19 protein-coding genes are annotated in these 18,349 nt (G+C 38.6%); 2 read left to right on the top strand and 17 right to left on the bottom strand.

What is annotated here, in order from left to right:
* Positions 1–370 precede the first annotated feature (370 nt).
* From recO to BW724_RS08285, 13 genes are all read right to left on the bottom strand, one after another.
* Positions 371–1,114, bottom strand: coding sequence for a DNA repair protein RecO (gene recO, locus BW724_RS08345; protein WP_088074794.1), 744 nt, complete (start codon positions 1,112–1,114; stop codon positions 371–373).
* Between the two features lie 40 nt (positions 1,115–1,154).
* On the bottom strand, positions 1,155–1,301 hold the full coding sequence (locus BW724_RS08340) for a YqzL family protein (RefSeq protein WP_088074793.1): 147 nt from the start codon (positions 1,299–1,301) through the stop codon (positions 1,155–1,157).
* A gap of 279 nt (positions 1,302–1,580) precedes the next feature.
* Positions 1,581–2,492 carry a GTPase Era gene (gene era / locus BW724_RS08335; protein ID WP_088074792.1) on the bottom strand — a complete coding sequence of 304 codons (912 nt, stop codon included), beginning with the start codon at positions 2,490–2,492 and terminating at the stop codon, positions 1,581–1,583.
* Complete coding sequence (locus BW724_RS08330; RefSeq protein ID WP_088077773.1) at positions 2,485–2,883, bottom strand: cytidine deaminase; 399 nt, start codon at positions 2,881–2,883, stop codon at positions 2,485–2,487. The genes era and BW724_RS08330 overlap by 8 nt, the downstream gene beginning before the upstream one ends.
* Before the next feature lie 92 nt (positions 2,884–2,975).
* A complete protein-coding gene (locus BW724_RS08325; protein ID WP_088074791.1) occupies positions 2,976–3,371 on the bottom strand; it encodes a diacylglycerol kinase family protein in 396 nt (131 codons plus the stop codon).
* A complete protein-coding gene (ybeY, locus tag BW724_RS08320) occupies positions 3,355–3,834 on the bottom strand; it encodes an rRNA maturation RNase YbeY (RefSeq protein ID WP_088074790.1) in 480 nt (159 codons plus the stop codon). The genes BW724_RS08325 and ybeY overlap by 17 nt, the downstream gene beginning before the upstream one ends.
* Positions 3,831–6,116, bottom strand: a complete 2,286-nt coding sequence (locus BW724_RS08315) for an HD family phosphohydrolase (protein ID WP_088074789.1) — start codon at positions 6,114–6,116, stop codon at positions 3,831–3,833. The genes ybeY and BW724_RS08315 overlap by 4 nt, the downstream gene beginning before the upstream one ends.
* Positions 6,117–6,148: 32 nt before the next feature.
* The gene (locus BW724_RS08310; RefSeq protein ID WP_088074788.1) at positions 6,149–7,117 is read right to left on the bottom strand and encodes a PhoH family protein; all 969 of its coding nucleotides are present in this window, start codon (positions 7,115–7,117) and stop codon (positions 6,149–6,151) included.
* Between the two features lie 5 nt (positions 7,118–7,122).
* Positions 7,123–8,310 (bottom strand): sporulation protein YqfD, encoded by a 1,188-nt coding sequence (gene yqfD, locus BW724_RS08305; protein WP_088074787.1) that lies wholly within the window; start codon positions 8,308–8,310, stop codon positions 7,123–7,125.
* A 6-nt stretch (positions 8,311–8,316) separates the two neighbouring features.
* Positions 8,317–8,604 carry a sporulation protein YqfC gene (gene yqfC, locus BW724_RS08300; RefSeq protein WP_088074786.1) on the bottom strand — a complete coding sequence of 96 codons (288 nt, stop codon included), beginning with the start codon at positions 8,602–8,604 and terminating at the stop codon, positions 8,317–8,319.
* A gap of 243 nt (positions 8,605–8,847) precedes the next feature.
* On the bottom strand, positions 8,848–9,375 hold the full coding sequence (locus BW724_RS08295; RefSeq protein WP_088074785.1) for a hypothetical protein: 528 nt from the start codon (positions 9,373–9,375) through the stop codon (positions 8,848–8,850).
* Positions 9,376–9,431: 56 nt separating this feature from the next.
* The gene (floA, locus tag BW724_RS08290; RefSeq protein WP_088074784.1) at positions 9,432–10,439 is read right to left on the bottom strand and encodes a flotillin-like protein FloA; all 1,008 of its coding nucleotides are present in this window, start codon (positions 10,437–10,439) and stop codon (positions 9,432–9,434) included.
* Positions 10,440–10,454: 15 nt separating this feature from the next.
* The gene (locus tag BW724_RS08285) at positions 10,455–11,786 is read right to left on the bottom strand and encodes an NfeD family protein (RefSeq protein ID WP_088074783.1); all 1,332 of its coding nucleotides are present in this window, start codon (positions 11,784–11,786) and stop codon (positions 10,455–10,457) included.
* Between the two features lie 592 nt (positions 11,787–12,378).
* Here BW724_RS08285 and BW724_RS08280 point away from each other — a divergent pair.
* On the top strand, positions 12,379–13,305 hold the full coding sequence (locus BW724_RS08280; protein WP_088074782.1) for a nuclease-related domain-containing protein: 927 nt from the start codon (positions 12,379–12,381) through the stop codon (positions 13,303–13,305).
* Between the two features lie 835 nt (positions 13,306–14,140).
* On the opposite strand, the gene BW724_RS08275 is transcribed toward BW724_RS08280, so the two are convergent.
* Together BW724_RS08275 and rpsU are read right to left on the bottom strand one after the other, a co-directional pair.
* Complete coding sequence (locus BW724_RS08275; protein ID WP_088074781.1) at positions 14,141–14,584, bottom strand: GatB/YqeY domain-containing protein; 444 nt, start codon at positions 14,582–14,584, stop codon at positions 14,141–14,143.
* Between the two features lie 17 nt (positions 14,585–14,601).
* Complete coding sequence (gene rpsU / locus BW724_RS08270; RefSeq protein ID WP_013488195.1) at positions 14,602–14,775, bottom strand: 30S ribosomal protein S21; 174 nt, start codon at positions 14,773–14,775, stop codon at positions 14,602–14,604.
* A 185-nt stretch (positions 14,776–14,960) separates the two neighbouring features.
* On the opposite strand from rpsU, the gene BW724_RS08265 reads away from it, so the two are divergent.
* Positions 14,961–15,899, top strand: coding sequence for a Na/Pi symporter (locus BW724_RS08265; protein ID WP_088074780.1), 939 nt, complete (start codon positions 14,961–14,963; stop codon positions 15,897–15,899).
* A 125-nt stretch (positions 15,900–16,024) separates the two neighbouring features.
* Here BW724_RS08265 and deoC read toward each other — a convergent pair whose 3' ends face one another.
* Both deoC and mtaB read right to left on the bottom strand, forming a co-directional pair.
* Entirely contained in the window at positions 16,025–16,699 is a 675-nt protein-coding gene (gene deoC, locus BW724_RS08260; protein WP_088074779.1) for a deoxyribose-phosphate aldolase, read from the bottom strand.
* 285 nt (positions 16,700–16,984) lie between these two features.
* Positions 16,985–18,346: a tRNA (N(6)-L-threonylcarbamoyladenosine(37)-C(2))-methylthiotransferase MtaB gene (gene mtaB, locus BW724_RS08255; protein ID WP_088074778.1), complete on the bottom strand. Its 1,362-nt coding sequence runs from the start codon at positions 18,344–18,346 to the stop codon at positions 16,985–16,987.
* Between the last annotated feature and the right edge of the window lie 3 nt (positions 18,347–18,349).

Below are 18,349 nucleotides of genomic sequence, written 5' to 3'. Positions count from 1 at the left end.
AATAGGCTATGTTAGTCTGTGTTGTTGATTTTTTTGTCCATTGACAAGAGCCTTAATTTACAAAACAGTCAGTATAAAAAGGTTATCTGTTTTGGGCAAATAAAAAAACTCTCGTCTATGTCATTGACATAGGGACGAGAGTTACCCGCGGTTCCACCCTAATTGCTGTTTTATTCCTTTGAAACAGCCTCTTTGAAACAGATGTACTCAGGAGTGCCATTCCTTACTTTCTGTACTCCTGGCTTCCACTATCCCAGGTTCGCTTCGAATTACCTTCTTATACAGAGGGAGTAAGTACTACTTTCCTTCTTCATACCGATATTAATTTATACAAATATTACTTAAAAAAATAACTTATGTCAACTACTGACTAATATAATCGATCAACCTGATCTAAAAAGCGCTTTGATTTTAATTTTACTCCGACATAATCATCATAATAATAGCCTAGAATTTCTTTCAATTGCTGTTTCGTTTCAGGCTTTACGTTAATGTTACCAATTCTATTTATATCAATATGCTGAAAAAGCCTTAGTAATTTTAACACTGCAGGCATTAACTTTATGTGATGAGGGTCTTCTCCTTGGCAATGACGGCATAAAAGCCCTGCGTTTTTCACGGAAAAAACAAATGGTTCCTCTCCAGTCCCACATAATGAGCATCGGTCCAATACAGGAGAAACTCCTGCCACTTGTAGCATCTTCGTTTCAAAAATTCTCGTTAATATATCAGGATCCATTTCCTCATCAAGCATGTGCAGCATCTGATATATCAATTCAAATAAGTACGGATTCCTCTCATGATCCTCCGTCAGTTTATCTAAAAGTTCTACCATGTATGCACCATGCGCTGTGAGCTTCAGGTCTCCCCTAACATCCCTAAAGGAATCAATAATATCTGCTGAATTTAATGTGCCAATTCCTGTAGATCGTTGATAAATAAAAATCCCATAAATAAAAAGTTGGGCACTGGAAGCAAATCGACTCTTCGGCCGTTTTGCCCCCCGTGCCATCAGTGCTACTTTACCATTTTCCCTAGTAAATAAAGTTAATATTTTATTGGTTTCTCCATAGTCGTTCGTTCGAATGATTATTCCTTCCACTTTGTGTTGCATGTTAGTCACCACCAATGTTTATTGGCGGTAGTAGAGGTCGCTAATGTGTTGTCGAGTCAAATTCCTCTGTCACACCATCTTCTTCTTCATACTCGGGAAATGTCCCATCTCGTTCCATCTCCTTAAAGAGCAAATATGAATCAATGTTTCCAGTCATCGAAAAGACTTTCCAAGTTAAGTCTATCATGATAACTCCACCTTTCAAAACAGACTTTGTTTTATCGGCGTTACCCTCGACCTCTAATCATAGCGTTACCTCTAATACCCAATTTCATGTTATGGAATTATTAACAATTAGTTTTTAGTATACCTTTATAAAATAATCATAGTCGTTCTAGAAGCAAAAAACAATGGGTTACCTTGTACTTTTCAAAATTTTTCAAACTTTTGAAAGCACCCAAAATATATTATTTTAAAATAAAATAAAATGTGCAATCAAGAAAAAGATGTGATTGCACATTCCATATTAATATTCATCCTCCCGATAGCCAAACTCCTGTAAGTATTTAGGTTTATTTCGCCAGTCCTTCTCCACTTTTACCCATAGCTCCAAAAAGACTTTTGAGCCTAAGAGGGCTTCGATATCAAGTCGCGCCTTTCGCCCAATTTCTTTCAGCATCTTTCCTTGTTTACCTATGATAATTCCTTTTTGTGAGCTTCTATCGACAACAATAACAGCACCAATCATAACCGTATTGCTTCCCTCTTTACGGTTGATTTGCTCTATGTCCACAGCTACAGAATGTGGCACCTCTTCATGCGTGAGATGTAATACTTTTTCTCGAATCATCTCCGCCATTAAAAACCTTTCTGGATGGTCTGTCACTTGATCCTCTGGGTAATATTGCGGACCTTCCTCCATATACTTAAATACTTGTTCAATAAGAGTATTTACATTATTACCATGAAGTGCTGAAATTGGTACTACTTCAGTAAATTCTATATGGTGTCGATAATTATCAATAATTTTAAAAAGCTCATCTGGGTGCACTTCATCTATTTTATTGATAACAAGAAAAATAGGTGTATCTATATTTTTTAGCCGTTCCATGATGAAATCATCACCACGGCCACGTCCTTCTTTCGCATCAACTAAAAAGAGGACAGCATCTACCTCTCTTAAAGTAGTAGTTGCTACCTTTGTCATAAAGTCCCCAAGCCTGTGCTTTGGTTTATGAATACCGGGAGTGTCGATAAAAACTATCTGTCCCCTATCTTCCGTGTAAACACCTTGGATTCTGTTTCTAGTTGTTTGAGGCTTATCACTCATAATGGCAATCTTCTGCCCGAGCATTTGATTAAGTAAAGTCGACTTCCCTACATTTGGTCTACCAATTAATGCAACAAATCCTGATTTTTTTTCCTTACTATTACTCATGTAAATCCTCCGGTGAAAAGGCACCTGGAAGAAGTTTTTCTGCTGTAGTTTCCATATAGTTGCCTTTCAAATTCGTTAAAATAATTTCCGTATCTTGTTGAAGAAGCTCAGAGATTACTTGTCTACATGCTCCACATGGGGATACTGGTCCATCTGTATCAGCAATGACCGCCATCGCTTTAAATTTGCGTACACCTTCTGAGACAGCCTTAAAAATGGCGGTTCTTTCAGCGCAATTACACATAGTATATGCAGCATTCTCAATGTTACAGCCATGATACACTGTACCAGCATCATCTAATAACGCAGCTCCCACTGCAAATTTTGAGTATGGAACATATGCCTTTTCCCTTGCCTTTTTAGCTTCTTGTATTAGCGTTTCCCTATCCATAACTTCACCTTCATTCATGATTAAGTCTTTGTTTTGTTAAAACTGCAACATTGCACCTCACCAATTATTCATTACTATTTTCATCAGCAATTCTAACGTGAAAATAGGGCGATGATGTATGGCAACAATATTAATATACCTACAATGACAGCAGTAGCAGAAAAGATAAACACTGCTCCTGCTGCCGTATCTTTAATTATTTTTGCCCGCTCATCGTATGTGTCAATCATTAAATCAACAACATGTTCAATAGCAGTATTTATTAACTCTAATGCCAGAACTCCACCAATTACTACCGCTAGTATGGCCTGTTTTTCCAATGGAATTCTTAACACTTGTGCAAGTATAAATATTACAGCTCCTACAGTTAAATGTACCCTGAAATTCTGCTCATGCTTAAGTGTATAGACGATGCCATTTGAAGCATATACAAAACTTTTTTTCAGCCTACTCCACGAGACAAATTTACGTCTATTTTTTGAGCCCATGCTCTTCCAGAATTTCCTCTTGACGTGCGAACATCTTTTTTTCTTCCTCTTCTGAGCCATGGTCATAACCTAGTAAATGTAGGAAACCATGTACCAAAAGAAAATTAATTTCCCTTTCAAAACTATGACCGTACTCTTTTGCCTGTGCTTCAGCTCGTGGAACTGAGATAATGATATCACCTAATAATTCTGGAATAGTTTCATCATCCAATGGAATATCTGGAATATCATTCTCCCCTTCATTTAAAGCAAACGATAATACATCCGTCGGTTTATCTAACCCTCGGAATTCCTTATTTATACTTTGTATCCTCTCATCATCGACAAAGGTAACAGACACTTCTGCATTTTCAACTACATTTTCCATCGTCATTGCAGTTTTTATTACTCCTGACATAACCTCCATGATAGATTCAGACACTTTACCCGTTTCATCATTGAAATCAACCTGTTTTAAGGTCACTTTCTTTCACCTGCTTCCTTCCTTATCTTCGCTTCTTCTTTTTCTGAAACTTCTTCTGGATACTCAATTCTTGAATGGAATGTTCCATACAGTGTTTCACAAATCGATGTGGCCACAGTACTTAGTTCCTTTAATGTAATATTACACTCATCAAATTGCCCATCCTCTAAACGGTCTGTAATAATCTTTTTCACTAATTTTTCTATTTTGTCAGGCGTTGGCTTATTCATTGAACGAACTGCAGCTTCTACACAGTCTGCAATTCCAACAATGGCAGCCTCTTTTGATTGTGCCTTTGGACCAGGATAACGAAATTCCTCTTCCTGTATCTCCCTATCCGTATCTTGCTTTGCTTTATGATAAAAATATTTTAACAGCGTTGTACCATGATGTTGTTCAGCAATATTAATAATTTCTTTAGGCATTTTATGCTCTCTCAGCTGTTCCGCTCCATCATATGGATGGGCTATAATAATTGTTTTACTCAGCTGTGGTGAAATCTTATCATGCGGATTATCAATTTTCATTTGATTCTCTATAAAAAAGTGCGGCCGTTTCGTTTTTCCAAGGTCGTGATAATAAGACCCTACCCTAGCAAGAAGTCCATTCGCACCAATTGCTTCACACGCACTTTCTGAAAGGTTTGCTACCATAACGCTATGATGATATGTTCCAGGAGCATCTAAAAGAATTTTTCTAAGCAATGGTTGATTCGGGTTTGAGAGCTCAATTAGTTTTGTCGTTGATAGTACACCAAAACCAGCTTCAAAGAAAGGTAATAAACCTAAGGTCAACACAGCAGCTAGGAAACCTGCCATACCAGCAAACATGACATGCATACCTACTTCTACCAATGCATACTGACCATTTTTCAACATAATTAATGCTAATATAACTAGCACATTCAGAAATCCAACAAATATACCCGATTGTAAAATCCTCATGGTCTTGTGGGATTTATTCAGGAAAAACACGCCTGAAATCGCACTAAAGAATACGTAGATCCCATGGGAATAATCTAAAACTCCTGAGGACTGTTCATTGAACATAATACTAGAAATGATGGCAAGCACCATGCTTGTAAATAGAGCAATTCTCGGATTTAGTAAAATGGTCATTAACATCGTACCCATTGCTACTGGAACGATATAAGTCATTCCAGTTACACCAACTAAATGCGTTAAGCTAACTAATTTGATGATAAGAAGTGTTACAGTATAAATGATTACATACATTAACAAATGTGTATTATTTTTTTTAATTGATGTATTTGCGTCATTTAAATAATAACCAAGCATACTAATTAATATAATAACTAAAATCCCTAAGCCAATATATGGATAAAGCACACCATAATCATCTAATAAGCCAACAAGGGCTAAGTTATTATAAATTTCTGAAGTTATCATTTGGCCTTCTTCAACTAATAATTGACCTTCCCTAATCATGACTGGATCAACAGACTCAACCGCCTCTTCCCGCGCTTGTTCTGTTGCACTTTCATCTAACAAATAGTTATAAGTTACTCCAAATCTGGCCATCTCAATCATGGCTCGATATAAACTTGAATCTACGGTAGAAATAATCACTTTTCGTTCGGCTTGACTTCGTGCATTTTCCACTTCATCAATTGGAATTTCATTACTCATGACATCATGAATAGCGCTTGTCGTCGTTTCCTGAGCCAATCTTAGGTTTTCCTCAGAAGTCTCTAAAAAAGTTATCAACGTTTCATCAGAAAGATCTTGACTAGTGTGTTGGGAGATAATAGTTCTCACTCGCTCCAATTGCTCATGAATAGTTAGTACATCGGGCGTAGAAGCTTCTAAGAGTTCCAACTCTTCCTCTAATTCAGGCTCAAGCTCATCAACTTCTTCCTGAATCTCATAAATCTCCTCTAAACGTTCCTCAATTTCTTCTGCTTCCTCAGACTTTTCCTTATTCTCCTGTTGTACTTGACGGATTGTACCAAAAATATCGTTAATCCGTTCTATTTGGTTTTGGACATACCTCGGTTTTGTCGTATAAATCGGTTCAATAGATTCATACGCAGCCTGCTTTAACTGATCCGTTTCGTCCTTGTTTTCAATAGTAATGGGAGATCGGATATCCTGCTCTGCAACAACCCCTGGTTCAACTTCTAGAGTTTCTGGAATGATGTTTGTGACCATTAGTGAATACGTAATGACACCTAATACGATAAATAGAAATATCCGAATATAACGGTGATTTTTTATATTTTGCCACCATTTTAAGTGATCAATTGATGAACGTTTCCCCATATTATTTCACCTCTCCCACAAAGATACTACACTTAACCTTCATTAGAGCTTTCATATGCATCGATGATTCGTTTTACCAATGTATGTCTGACCACATCTGTAGATTCTAAATGGATAAAGCTCATTCCACGTATATCCTTATGAATATTTAAGGCAATCTTTAGACCTGAGTTCTTTCCTCTAGGTAAATCCACTTGAGTCATATCTCCAGTAACTACCATTTTAGAACCAAACCCTAACCTCGTTAGGAACATCTTTATCTGTTCTGCAGTAGTATTTTGTGCTTCATCTAATATGACAAAAGAATCATCCAATGTCCTTCCACGCATATAAGCTAATGGGGCAATTTCAATTGTTCCGCGCTCCATTAATCGTGTAGTATGCTCAACACCTAACACATCATGGAGGGCATCATACAATGGTCTTAAATATGGGTCAACCTTCTCTTTTAAATCCCCTGGTAAAAACCCGAGGCTTTCTCCAGCTTCCACGGCTGGCCTTGTCAATACAATCCTTTTAATATGCCCCTCTTTCAAGGCGTGAACTGCCATCACTACAGCGATATACGTCTTCCCTGTTCCAGCAGGTCCTATTCCGAAAACAATATCATTTTTTCTAATGGCGGACACATAATGTCTTTGTCCTAAAGTCTTAGCCAAAATAGGTTTTCCTTTAGCACTTACTGAAATCTTATCTTCATAGAGATCTGGTAACTCCGAAAGCATTCCCCTTTCTGCCAGTTGGGCAGCATACACAAAGTCCCGTTCCTGAACTGCAACTCCCTTGCGTATTAATTGGAGGAACATCATTAAAATATCTGTTATTTGTTTAATTTGTTCTTCTGATCCATATATAGTCACCTCTTCGCCTCGTGTGACTACAGTTGTTTTAAGTGACTCCTCTAATCGTTTGAGGTGACTATCATTAGGACCAAATAATGCTTGTACTTCATTCGCATCTCGTATAGCAAGCTGTATAGTCTTTTTGTTCGTATCTGTCAATCTTCTCAGTCTCCTTGAATAATTGGTTGTTTCTCTGCTATTTCATCCACAATTTTAAAATGGATGATTACTTTAACTTTACCACCCTTAATCTCATGGTGCAAAACTTTTTCTCCAGTTATTTCCGCTTCCTCAGAAAATTGTTGTTGAAGCTTCTCCTTACCAGTTTCTTTTGCAATATTTATCGCTTCTTCTACGGCTGCTTCTTCCTCAATCTTTTTCGCCTCTAAAAGATCACGATATCCATAATGGAATGGAAGTTGAACACCAAATATTTCCCAAGAGGATTCGTACTCCTCTTCCTTAGCATTTGCAAATTCAGGCGAAAACCATCCCCAAAATGGTATCTTAATATTACCAACATGGAAATAATGTCTACGATGACTATCTCCCGTTGCTACATACAGGGTTTTACTTAAAGGAATATCCATTTCAGCTTCGAACCACATTTCACCTTTTACTGTACCTTTTGCCGAGACCTGCCTCTCGTCCCCTTCCTTACCAATCAATCCAGATACAAGCAAGTCCCCTTTTTCAACAACTTGATTTCGTTCAACAACAGGATTCCCTTCTTCCACAAATAAATCAGTGATGATTGCTTTCCTTTTTGCTACTAAGTGACCTGGTGCTTCGGCAGGTTCCTTTTCTGCTATTTCCTTCTCAACGACTTGAAAATGATAGGTTGTACCTTTTCTAGTCACACCAATCCAAGTGGCATCTACAATTTGATCTGTGATTTCCGATTGAATCACTTCAGGTGCTGGCAATCTAAATTGAAATGCGCCTTTTTTTATCCCCATTTCCGTAACAGCTTGTCTAAGCTCATGCTCCATCTCTGGAGTGGCTCCTTCAATTTCTACACCCCATACCATGTTTGATAAGAGGAAAAGCAAACATAAAAAAGCTGCCGCTCCTATTATTAACCCATTTCGATTTAATATTTTTTGCAAAAAGAAAGGGAATCCTTTCCGCTCAAGAAATCTTACCTTACAATCGGATACACGAGCTAGTTTACGTAACTGCTTAACCTCGTCCAACAAAACGGAACAGACAAGGGCTTCCTTGCCTATTCGTTTAATATTCCAGACTGATATCTTTTGATCAATACACCTATTAATAAAAAGCTCTGGATACGGCCCAACTATTTTAATACGCACATATCCCGTCATTTTATGAACCCATTGATTTTTCACCCTAACCTAACTCCCCTCTTTAATAAAACGGATATCAACAATCACACCTTCCAGTAAAATTTCCTCTGGAAGAATGTTTTTGATGACAAAATCACGACCTACAACAAGGAGTTCTCCCTCTGTTAATCTAAGGCGAAGTTCCTCCTGCGTAAATCGGATTAACCCTTTATGATTTTCTATATAAATATGAAAGTTCCCAATTAAGGTCACTCTCGGTAAGTCCATCATGACATCAGCTGGAAGATCCATTTGCTCTGTCATCCATTGTCTAATGGTTTTTTTTAGTCTTTTCATGATGAACCTCCTTTCCACTAATATGTATGATTCTTCTTCAACTCCTATCACAGAAAAATAATGAATTGAACTTATAATGATAAAAAATGTGAAAAGGTTAAGTAACTAAGACAGTTAGGAAAGTAGAAAAGGGGAGTGACTGCAGCTAGACAATTATATGAAAACTTTTCCTATCTTAATCAGATATAAAAAAACGCAGAAAAGCCAAGACGAATCACTCGTCCTGGCTTTTTTTGGTTATTATTATCTGGCTCTTTTTGCTTTAGGCTTACCTAGAACTTCAGCCCATATGATCCCTTTAATCGCTTCTTCACGGGATATATTCTTAAAGTCCAATTGAACCTTAGTGTTTGGGCTTTTTGTAATATCATTTGAAAGGATAGGTGACCCTTGAGACTTTTCGAGCCTCTCTATCGCTTTCGCCTTTTTCTTTTTAACCTTCTCATAACGCTCCTGTAATTCCCTATTAGCTTTCTCAATTTCAGTCTCCCTAGAAGCTGTGTTTAAGGAAGTGGAACTATTTTCTCCCATTGAAGTGTTGGAAGGAGAAGGCCTTTGATTTTCGTTATCATGTTCTGTCGGAGCATGTTCTTGACGGAAAATTTCCCGCCAATCCACCTCCTCTTGTCCTTGCGAAGTGGTCGGTTGGCCCGGTCTTGGACCTCTCGATTTCTCTTCTTGCTTCTTTCCACCCATGCCTTGGAAAAAACTTAGTAATGCTGCAATGACAAAAAAGAGAAGGAGCGGGTTATTTGCTATTAAATCAAACATAATATATCGGCTCCTTTCTTAAACGAGAGTATGATTCCTGATGAAGCCCATCAGACTTATTTACGACGGTTGTGATCATGGTTATGACCATCTTGATCATCGTCCGTTACTTTACCGATAGACTCTCTCATGTCAGTGTCAGCCATCACATTTTTCATGTTCATGTAATCCATAACACCCATATTTCCAGAACGGAAAGCTTCTGCCATTGCAAGTGGTACCTCAGCTTCCGCTTCCACAACTTTAGCACGCATTTCTTCTACGCGAGCCTTCATCTCTTGCTCGTGTGCAACAGCCATTGCACGACGCTCTTCCGCTTTTGCTTGTGCAATTTTCTTATCAGCTTCCGCTTGGTCCGTTTGAAGACCTGCACCTATGTTTTTACCAATATCAATATCCGCAATATCAATCGATAAGATTTCAAATGCAGTACCTGAATCTAAACCTTTAGATAATACTGTTTGAGAGATAAGATCTGGATTTTCTAAAACACCTTTATGGTTTTTAGAAGAACCGATTGTTGATACGATACCTTCACCTACACGGGCGATTACTGTATCTTCACCAGCACCACCGACAAGTCGATCGATGTTAGCTCGAACTGTAATTCTTGCTTTCGCCTTTACTTCGATCCCATCCATCGCAACACCAGCGATAAATGGCGTTTCAATGACTTTCGGGTTTACACTCATTTGAACCGCTTCTAGTACGTCACGACCAGCTAAATCAATCGCTGCAGCACGTTCAAAAGTCAACTCAATATTTGCTCGTTGTGCTGCGATTAACGCATTGACAACGCGGTCCACATTACCACCTGCAAGGTAGTGACCCTCTAGCTTATTCGTATTAATATCCAATCCTGCCTTTACCGCTTTAATTAACGGGTTTACGACACGATGAGGAATTACACGACGAAGTCGCATCCCCACTAATTGGAAAATACCTACTTTTACTCCAGCAGCCCATGCGGAAATCCATAGTGCTACAGGCACAAAAGTAAATAAGATTGCAAATGCTACGATAACTAAACCAATGATTATTAAGAGAAAAATACTCTCATCCATAAATCTCTTCCTCCTCTATTCTTCTTTAGATTCCATCAGTTCCCGAACAACTATTCGGGAGCCTGCTGTTGATACAATTTTTACTTTCCTTCCTTGTCCAATATATCCTCCTTCAGAAACTACGTCAAGTCGTTCCTCGTTAAAAACTGCAGTTCCTGCTGGTCGTAGGACCGTTAATGTTTCCCCAGTTTTCCCGATGATTTCTTCACGGGTTACGTTCGAAACATAACCTTCTTCAGACTTAGTCGCATCCTTTAATATAATTCGTTTTAAGGGGCCTCGGTATCCCACATATTTGAAAAATATGATAGACATAGCAACCGTTAAGACGATTGCAATTAAGATTGATAAAATAATATTAGTAGTAGAATAGGATGCAAGAACCATACTACCAATTATCGCTCCAATACCTAAAGCCCCAAAGATCCCGAAACCTGGCACGAAAATCTCTATTAACAAGAGAACAATACCGACACCAAACAGTATGAAAGTTTCCATACCTGCAAACCCGGCAACCATGTGTCCAAAGAAAAATAAAAACAAAGCAGATAATCCCATGATTCCTGGAACACCGAAGCCTGGTGAGTATAACTCTAGTACAAGCCCCATGCTACCAATAGACAGGAGGATAGGAATGATAATCGGATTTGTAACAAAGCGAGCTATTTGCTCAGCAAATGTTATCTCCATCTCCTGCTCTCTTGCGTTTTGCAATTCGAGAAAGTCTAGTAACTCAGTTCGATCATTTGCTATTGCCTCTGCATATCCAACCTCCATAGCCTCTCTTGGAGTCAAGGTTAAGATTTCCCCTTCTGGTGACTCTGGAATATCAATCGTCGGGTCAGCCATTGCTAAAGCGTAGATTGGGTTACGACCATTTAATTCAGCAGCTTGCCTCATCTCAGCAAGCCATGCAGATTGTGCTTTATCTTCAGCTGCATTTCCTGACCCATCGATAACAGAAGCTGAACCCATTGTAGATCCTGGTTTCATAACTATTTTATCAGCATTGAGTGATATATAGGCCCCAGCTGACAAAGCCTGATCAATAACGTAGGCTGTTGTAGGAATTGGCGTGTTTCTTATTAATGTAGCAATATTACCTGCTGCATCAACAAATCCACCTGGTGTATCGACCTCAAAAACAATGTGGTCTGCCCCTTCTTCAATGGCTGTATCAATGGACCGTTCGAGGAAAGCCTGCAAACCCCTTTCCACTTCCTGCTCTACTGGTATATAAAATACTAGTTTCCCTTCCCCCTGCCCTTCAACAGAAGACGGAAGTAAGGAAAGTAAGAAACTAAAAAGGATCATTGATGTAAAACATAGAATTCTAAATTTCTTCATGAAGTATCTCCTCCTTTCTTACCCATGACTTAAGATTATCACTGATTGTTTCTACGTATATATTGCTGAAAGGTTTCACTTTTATTTTTCACTCTATATTATTATACGTGTTTACGCTATCAAGATAAACTCTCAAGGTAGTTAAATTAATTAGGAAGCGTGGATTAAACCCTGGGAGTGTGGGGGCGGGGAGGTTTTGGATGTGGGAATGAAGTCTCGCTGTTGCGGGAAAGAGGTTAAGATGTTTGTTGCAGAGGAATCAAGTCTCGTAGCTGAAACGAGGCTTTGATGTTGTGGGAATCATGTCTCGTAGTTATAACGAAGTTTTGTTGCAATAATGAAATGTCGCAGCTGAACGGGTATTGTTGTTGCGGAATGTAGTTTTAGAGTAGGAACAATGCTGCGTATACAGGAACAAAGTTTGGAAGAAGGAACAATGTAGCGTAAACAGAAAGCAAGTTTTGATAGTATTAGTCACTTTTTGTTTGTAAATGATTTTCCTTGTAAAAAATTGGACCTAGGATTATATTTAAGTAGACCGTTGCTATATTTTTTGGAATGGTCATACTAAATTTTTTGAAGGAAGTGAGACATGGAAATCAAACCGTTAAATTTACCCATTGAATTGCGCCTCTTTCGTTTATTACATTCACGCATGAGTTTTTCAAATGAAGTGATGAAGCACTATCAGAACTTAGAAAAAGGCTTTACTGGTGAAAAACTAATGAGCGATTACCTGAAACTCCTAACCTCAGAAATGCACATCTTACACAACCTCGAGTTTGAAATCAACAATACGAAATTCCAAATTGATCATTTACTTATCTCCAAGCACTCTATCATTTTTATTGAAGTTAAGTACTATGGTGGTGATTATGAAGTGAAAGGTCACGACTGGATATGCAGGTGGAATGGGGAGAAAATTACCAATCCCTTACGACAAGTTGAAAGAACTGAGATCCTTCTTGGTAAACTTCTTCAAAGTATCGGCTTTAAGTTAAATATTGAACCTTATCTCGTTTTTAATCACCCCGAATTTTGGCTATACAATGCGCCACAAGACCCTTCAATCATATATCCTACGCAAATGAAAAGGTTTATAGGAAACTTGGATAGAAAAAATGGGTCCTTGAATCAAAGTCATCTGGCGCTTGCTAAAAAGCTAATGGAAGTTGCTAAAGATGAATCTCCTTATAAGAATTTACCGGCATATTCATTTATTGAGTTGCAGAAGGGAGTGCAATGTCCGAAATGCCGTTCGTTTATGTCCTTTAAAAATCGAATTACACTTGGTTGCACGAAGCAGGAGGACACATGTGATTACACTGAAACTGTGGAGAGCGGAACCCTCAGGTGTGTCGAGGAAGTAAGATTACTTTTTCCAGAAATGAAAATTACCGTTAAAGATATTTATGAGTGGTGTGGGCGGGAAATAAGTGACCGAACTATTGAAAGGATATTAACTAAGCATTACAAGGTCGTTTTCCATGGCCCTTATTCTTACTACATTGTAGATTAAATATATTACTAGCTTGTTATCTCACACGAGTTTCTTGCTTTTGATCTTTTTCGCGTTCGATTAACGACCTATCTCACGTGAGTTTCTTACTTTTGCTCTTTTTCGCGTTCGATTAGCACTCTATCTCACGTGAGTTTCCCACTTTTCCTCTTTTTCACGTTCGATTACCGACCTATCTCACGCGAGTTTCTTGCATTTCCTTTTTTTCGCGTTCGATTAGCATTCTATCTCACGCGAGTTTCTTACTTTTGCTCTTTTTCGCGTTCGATTACCGACCTATCTCACGCGAGTTTCTTGCTTTTCCTCTTTTTCGCGTTCGATTAGCAGTCTATCTCACGTGAGTTTCCCACTTTTCCTCTTTTTCGCGTTCGATTACCGACCTATCTCACGTGAGTTTCTTACTTTTGATCTTTTTCGCGTTCGATTAGCGACCTATCTCACGCGAGTTTCTTGCTTTTCCTTTTTTTCGCGTTCGATTAGCATTCTATCTCACGCGAGTTTCCCATTTTTAAGCTTTTTCGCGTTCGATTAGCACTCTATCTCACGCGAGTTTCTTACTTTTGCTCTTTTTCGCGTTCGATTACCGACCTATCTCACGCGAGTTTCTTGTATTTCCTTTTTTTCGCGTTCGATTAGCATTCTATCTCACGCGAGTTTCCCATTTTTAAGCTTTTTCGCGTTCGATTGAGCTCCCACCTATCTCACGTGAGCTTCTTACTTCCTCCCAAACTACCTCCCCCACCAATTACCAGCCCCTCCCATCAATCCCTCCAATTAAACAACTAAAAAACGCCTGTCCCGAATAATTGCTCATTCGAGACATGGCGTTTTATTGTTAACCTAATGATTTAAGAACTAGGTGATTTACTTTTGAGCCGTCAGCTTTGCCTTTTACTTTAGGCATGACTGCTCCCATCACTTTCCCCATATCTGCTTTTGAAGCAGCTCCAACCTCTTTTATCGTATCTAAAATGATTTGCTGCAATTCATCGTCAGTTAATTGTGATGGCATATATACTTGCAATATGTCAATTTCTGCCTTTGTTTTAGCAACAAGATCTTCACGATTGGCTTGCTCAAATTCTCGGAGGGATTCTTTTCTTTGTTTCATTTCACGATTCAAAACAGTGAGTGCATCATCTTCAGTTAATTCTTGTCCTGTTTTAATAGCCTCGTTTTGCAACTCAGACTTAATAGACCGTATCACTGTGAGACGTTGCTTTTCTTTATTTTTCATCGCATCTTTCATATCTTGATTCAATTTATCAAGCAGTTTCAAGGAAATACACCCTCTCCTTAGAACTTACGCTTACGAGCTGCCTCTGACTTCTTCTTACGCTTAATGCTAGGCTTTTCATAGTGCTTTCGCTTTCGAACTTCTGCCAATGTACCTTCTTTAGACATGGTTCTCTTGAAGCGACGAAGAGCAGCATCAATGGATTCATTTTTACGTACACGTGTTTCTGCCATTCTGTATCCCTCCCTCCAAACAACCAATCAAAAGACACGCATAATCGCATGTCTTTGTTGATTATAAACGAATGAAGCAGAATGGTCAACTCAGTTCCCTATTTTTTTCAAAAGAAACATAGATTTTAATTGCTTGTCATGCCTGTACAACTGCATCATACACATAGTTGAGAGGGGGTAAAAAAATGAATCAAATTATTTCATTGTTTGCTATATATATTGCGTTATTTTTGTTCGGAATGACGGTGATGAGACAAGGCCTACTACATATGCAAAGGGGAAAAATGGCGTCACTGTTAGAAAAAGCAGTAGATCATCCATTAAAAAGTTTGCTGATTGGTCTCGTGGTAACTGCGATTTTGCAAAGTAGTTCAGCCGTGATGATCATGACAGTTGGGCTTGTAGCTGGAGGTTTGATCCCTTTTAAACATTCCATAGGTATTATTCTCGGGGCAAATATTGGAACGGTTGTAACGCTGGAAATTATTGCTTTTGATTTATCATGGCTAATATTTCCTCTTATTCTTATTGGAATTCCACTACTTATGACAAAAAGTCAATTTCTGTTCTGCCTTGGTTGTCTATTTTTCGGGTTTAGTAGTATCCTCATTGCCATGAATGGATTTGGAACGTTAGCTTACCCTTTGTCCTCCCTAACTACTGTATATGAATGGATTGTTTCTACGAACGAACATGATGCCCTCGCATTAACAGTAGGCGTAGTAATCAGTGCTATTATTCAGTCCAGTTCAGCGGTGACAGCGATAGCCATGAGTTTTATGAATGAGCAACTATTGAACTTACCTGCGGGTATCTCAATTATGATAGGGGCAAACCTTGGAACATGTATGACAGCTTGGCTCGCCAGTCTTGGAGGTACAAGAGAATCTAAGTTAACAGCTTATGCTCATATTTGGGTGAATCTTATTGGTGTTACACTGTTCTTCCCATTTATTGCTTATTTTGCACAATGGGTTGGAAGTATAGCAACCATGCCATCGGTACAACTTGCCCATGCTGCCTTAGTTTTCAATTTACTTAGTTCGTTATTAATTTTGCCTTTTATCAACCACTTCAGTAAGTTTGTTACTTGGATGCATGGTGGAAAGAAAGAGCTCCTCTAATTTAGTAAATTCACCACCATAAGCCTTATCAATACGGTCAAGAATATGCCTACCCTACCTAATAAAACAACCGACCTTCAGACCCTATCTAAAATAGAAATGAAGAATCGGTTGTTTTGTTTAACTTAATAACCTGCTTGTCCAGCTTCACCTTTTACGATAGCAATTCCAGCACTGGCACCTATTCTAGTCGCACCTGCATCCACCATTCCTTGAGCCGACTCACGATCACGAACGCCTCCAGAAGCTTTTACACCTAAATCTGGGCCAACCGTTTTTCTCATCAATTTAATGTCTTCTACTGTTGCACCTCCACCAGAAAAACCAGTAGATGTCTTGACATAATCCGCTCCTGCTTTGACGGATAACTTACAAGCTCGAACTTTCTCTTCGTCAGTTAAAAGAGAAGTCTCAATGATCACCTTGGAAAGGGCCTTCCCTTTTGCTTCATTCACTACAGCTTGAATATCCTTTAACACAAGGTCGTCATCTTTGTCCTTTAATGCGCCAACGTTGATAACCATATCCACTTCTGTGGCACCATTCTCAATGGCATTTTTTGTTTCGAATGCTTTAACTTCTGGTGTATTAGCTCCTAATGGAAAACCAATTACAGTACATACCTTTACTTCTGGCGTGTCTTTTAAAATTTCATAAGCTGTTTTTACCCAAGTAGGGTTTACACAGACGGAGGCAAACTTATATTCCTTTGCTTCATTACATAACGTGACTATTTGGTCTTTGGTTGCATCTGGTTTTAATAATGTATGGTCTATCATTTTCCCTAACGTTACTGTCATTGAAATCATCCTCTCATTCTCTCTAGCACGAGTTGTACGTACTTCTCATCATATGGAGCATACCATTTTTTCTAGCTGCTGACGAGCCTTTACTAAAAATTAGTGTTACCATTAAACGCTCAAAAAACAAGGAATTTTCTCCTGAGACTGTTACACTTAACTCTTGATTTTTCATTGAACTCTCACTCAGAATGACAAAAAGACAATAAAGAATCCTTTCCCACTTTTCACATAGAAAAAAAGCCAGAAGTAAATGAACCAACCCCTGACTTTCGTAATTCCAAATTAAACAGCAGACTTTTCCGTTTCCTTTGTCGCTACTAGTGTGTCATCTAAAACACGAACGAAACTACCAACATTATATGGATAGCCTGCTTGCTCAATTTTTACTTTCACAATTTTACCAACCATTGATTCGTCGGCAGGGAATTTAACCTTCAAATAGTTATCAGAATACCCAATATAATAATTACTATCAGGATTTTCTTTATCTTTCTCTTCTGGAATTACTTCTAGTACTTCACCTTCATATTTTGAGGCATATTCCTTTGCTAATTGCTCTGATAGCTGAATAAGCTTATGAACACGCTCATTTTTGACTTCATCTTCCACTTGGTCTTCCATTCTCGCAGCAGGCGTACCTGTACGTTTAGAATAAGGAAATACATGCAATTCAGAGTACCCAATTTTTCTAATAAAGTCGTATGTTTCTTGGAATTCTTCAGCTGTTTCCCCTGGAAAGCCAACGATAACATCAGATGTCACAGCTAAGCCAGGTAAGGCCTTCTTCAACTTCTCTACTCTGTCGAAATAAAATTCAGTTGTATATTTCCGACGCATACGCTTCAACACAGAATTCGATCCAGATTGAAGCGGAACATGTAGGTGTCTTACAACCTTTTCTGACTCATCAATGACACGAATGACCTCATCTGTAATTTGACTAGCCTCAATGGAGGAAATACGGATTCTTTTCAATCCATCTACTTGCTCTAGATCTTGAAGAAGTCGAGCGAGACTGTAATCCTTCATATCCTCACCATATCCACCAGTGTGAATACCAGTTAGGACAATCTCTTTATATCCTGCTTCAACAAGTTGTTTTGCCTGACTAATAACATCTTCAGGTTTTCTAGAACGCATCAAACCACGCGCCCAAGGAATAATACAGAATGTACAGAAATTATTACAGCCTTCCTGTATTTTTAACGACGCACGAGTACGATCCGTAAATTCAGGTACATCTAATTCTTCATAAACACGAGCCTTCATAATATTCCCTACACCATTAATCGGCTCACGCTCTTTCTGATACTGTTCAATATAACCTAATAGCTTATGGCGGTCTTGTGTACCAACTACAATATCTACTCCAGGAATCGCCATAATTTCTGCAGGTGATGTCTGTGCATAGCAACCTGTTACACAAACGACTGCCTCTGGATTTCTTCTAATGGCACGACGAATGACCTGGCGACTTTTTTTGTCTCCAGTATTCGTTACGGTACAAGTATTAATAACATACACATCAGCTGCTTGCTCGAATTCAGCTTTTTCATAGCCTCCGTGCTGAAACAACTGCCAAATGGCCTCAGTTTCATAATGATTCACTTTACATCCTAATGTATGAAAAGCTACTGTTGGCATTAT

The sequence above is a fragment of the Litchfieldia alkalitelluris genome, from assembly GCF_002153425.1.
Lineage (GTDB): Bacteria > Bacillota > Bacilli > Bacillales > Salisediminibacteriaceae > Evansella > Evansella alkalicola.
The sequence above is the reverse complement of the archived record's forward strand: the minus strand, read 5'-3'. Positions and strand labels throughout refer to the sequence as shown.

Excerpts from the sequence above, each read along its gene's own strand:
- recO (WP_088074794.1), bottom strand. The coding sequence starts at position 1,114 with ATGCAACACAAAGTGGAAGGAATAATCATTCGAACGAACGACTATGGA.
- BW724_RS08340 (WP_088074793.1), bottom strand. The coding sequence starts at position 1,301 with ATGATAGACTTAACTTGGAAAGTCTTTTCGATGACTGGAAACATTGAT.
- era (WP_088074792.1), bottom strand. The coding sequence starts at position 2,492 with ATGAGTAATAGTAAGGAAAAAAAATCAGGATTTGTTGCATTAATTGGT.
- BW724_RS08330 (WP_088077773.1), bottom strand. The coding sequence starts at position 2,883 with ATGGATAGGGAAACGCTAATACAAGAAGCTAAAAAGGCAAGGGAAAAG.
- BW724_RS08325 (WP_088074791.1), bottom strand. The coding sequence starts at position 3,371 with ATGGGCTCAAAAAATAGACGTAAATTTGTCTCGTGGAGTAGGCTGAAA.
- BW724_RS08315 (WP_088074789.1), bottom strand. The coding sequence starts at position 6,116 with ATGGGGAAACGTTCATCAATTGATCACTTAAAATGGTGGCAAAATATA.
- yqfC (WP_088074786.1), bottom strand. The coding sequence starts at position 8,604 with ATGAAAAGACTAAAAAAAACCATTAGACAATGGATGACAGAGCAAATG.
- BW724_RS08295 (WP_088074785.1), bottom strand. The coding sequence starts at position 9,375 with ATGTTTGATTTAATAGCAAATAACCCGCTCCTTCTCTTTTTTGTCATT.
- floA (WP_088074784.1), bottom strand. The coding sequence starts at position 10,439 with ATGGATGAGAGTATTTTTCTCTTAATAATCATTGGTTTAGTTATCGTA.
- BW724_RS08285 (WP_088074783.1), bottom strand. The coding sequence starts at position 11,786 with ATGAAGAAATTTAGAATTCTATGTTTTACATCAATGATCCTTTTTAGT.
- BW724_RS08280 (WP_088074782.1), top strand. The coding sequence starts at position 12,379 with ATGGAAATCAAACCGTTAAATTTACCCATTGAATTGCGCCTCTTTCGT.
- rpsU (WP_013488195.1), bottom strand. The coding sequence starts at position 14,775 with ATGGCAGAAACACGTGTACGTAAAAATGAATCCATTGATGCTGCTCTT.
- BW724_RS08265 (WP_088074780.1), top strand. The coding sequence starts at position 14,961 with ATGAATCAAATTATTTCATTGTTTGCTATATATATTGCGTTATTTTTG.
- deoC (WP_088074779.1), bottom strand. The coding sequence starts at position 16,699 with ATGACAGTAACGTTAGGGAAAATGATAGACCATACATTATTAAAACCA.
- mtaB (WP_088074778.1), bottom strand. The coding sequence starts at position 18,346 with ATGCCAACAGTAGCTTTTCATACATTAGGATGTAAAGTGAATCATTAT.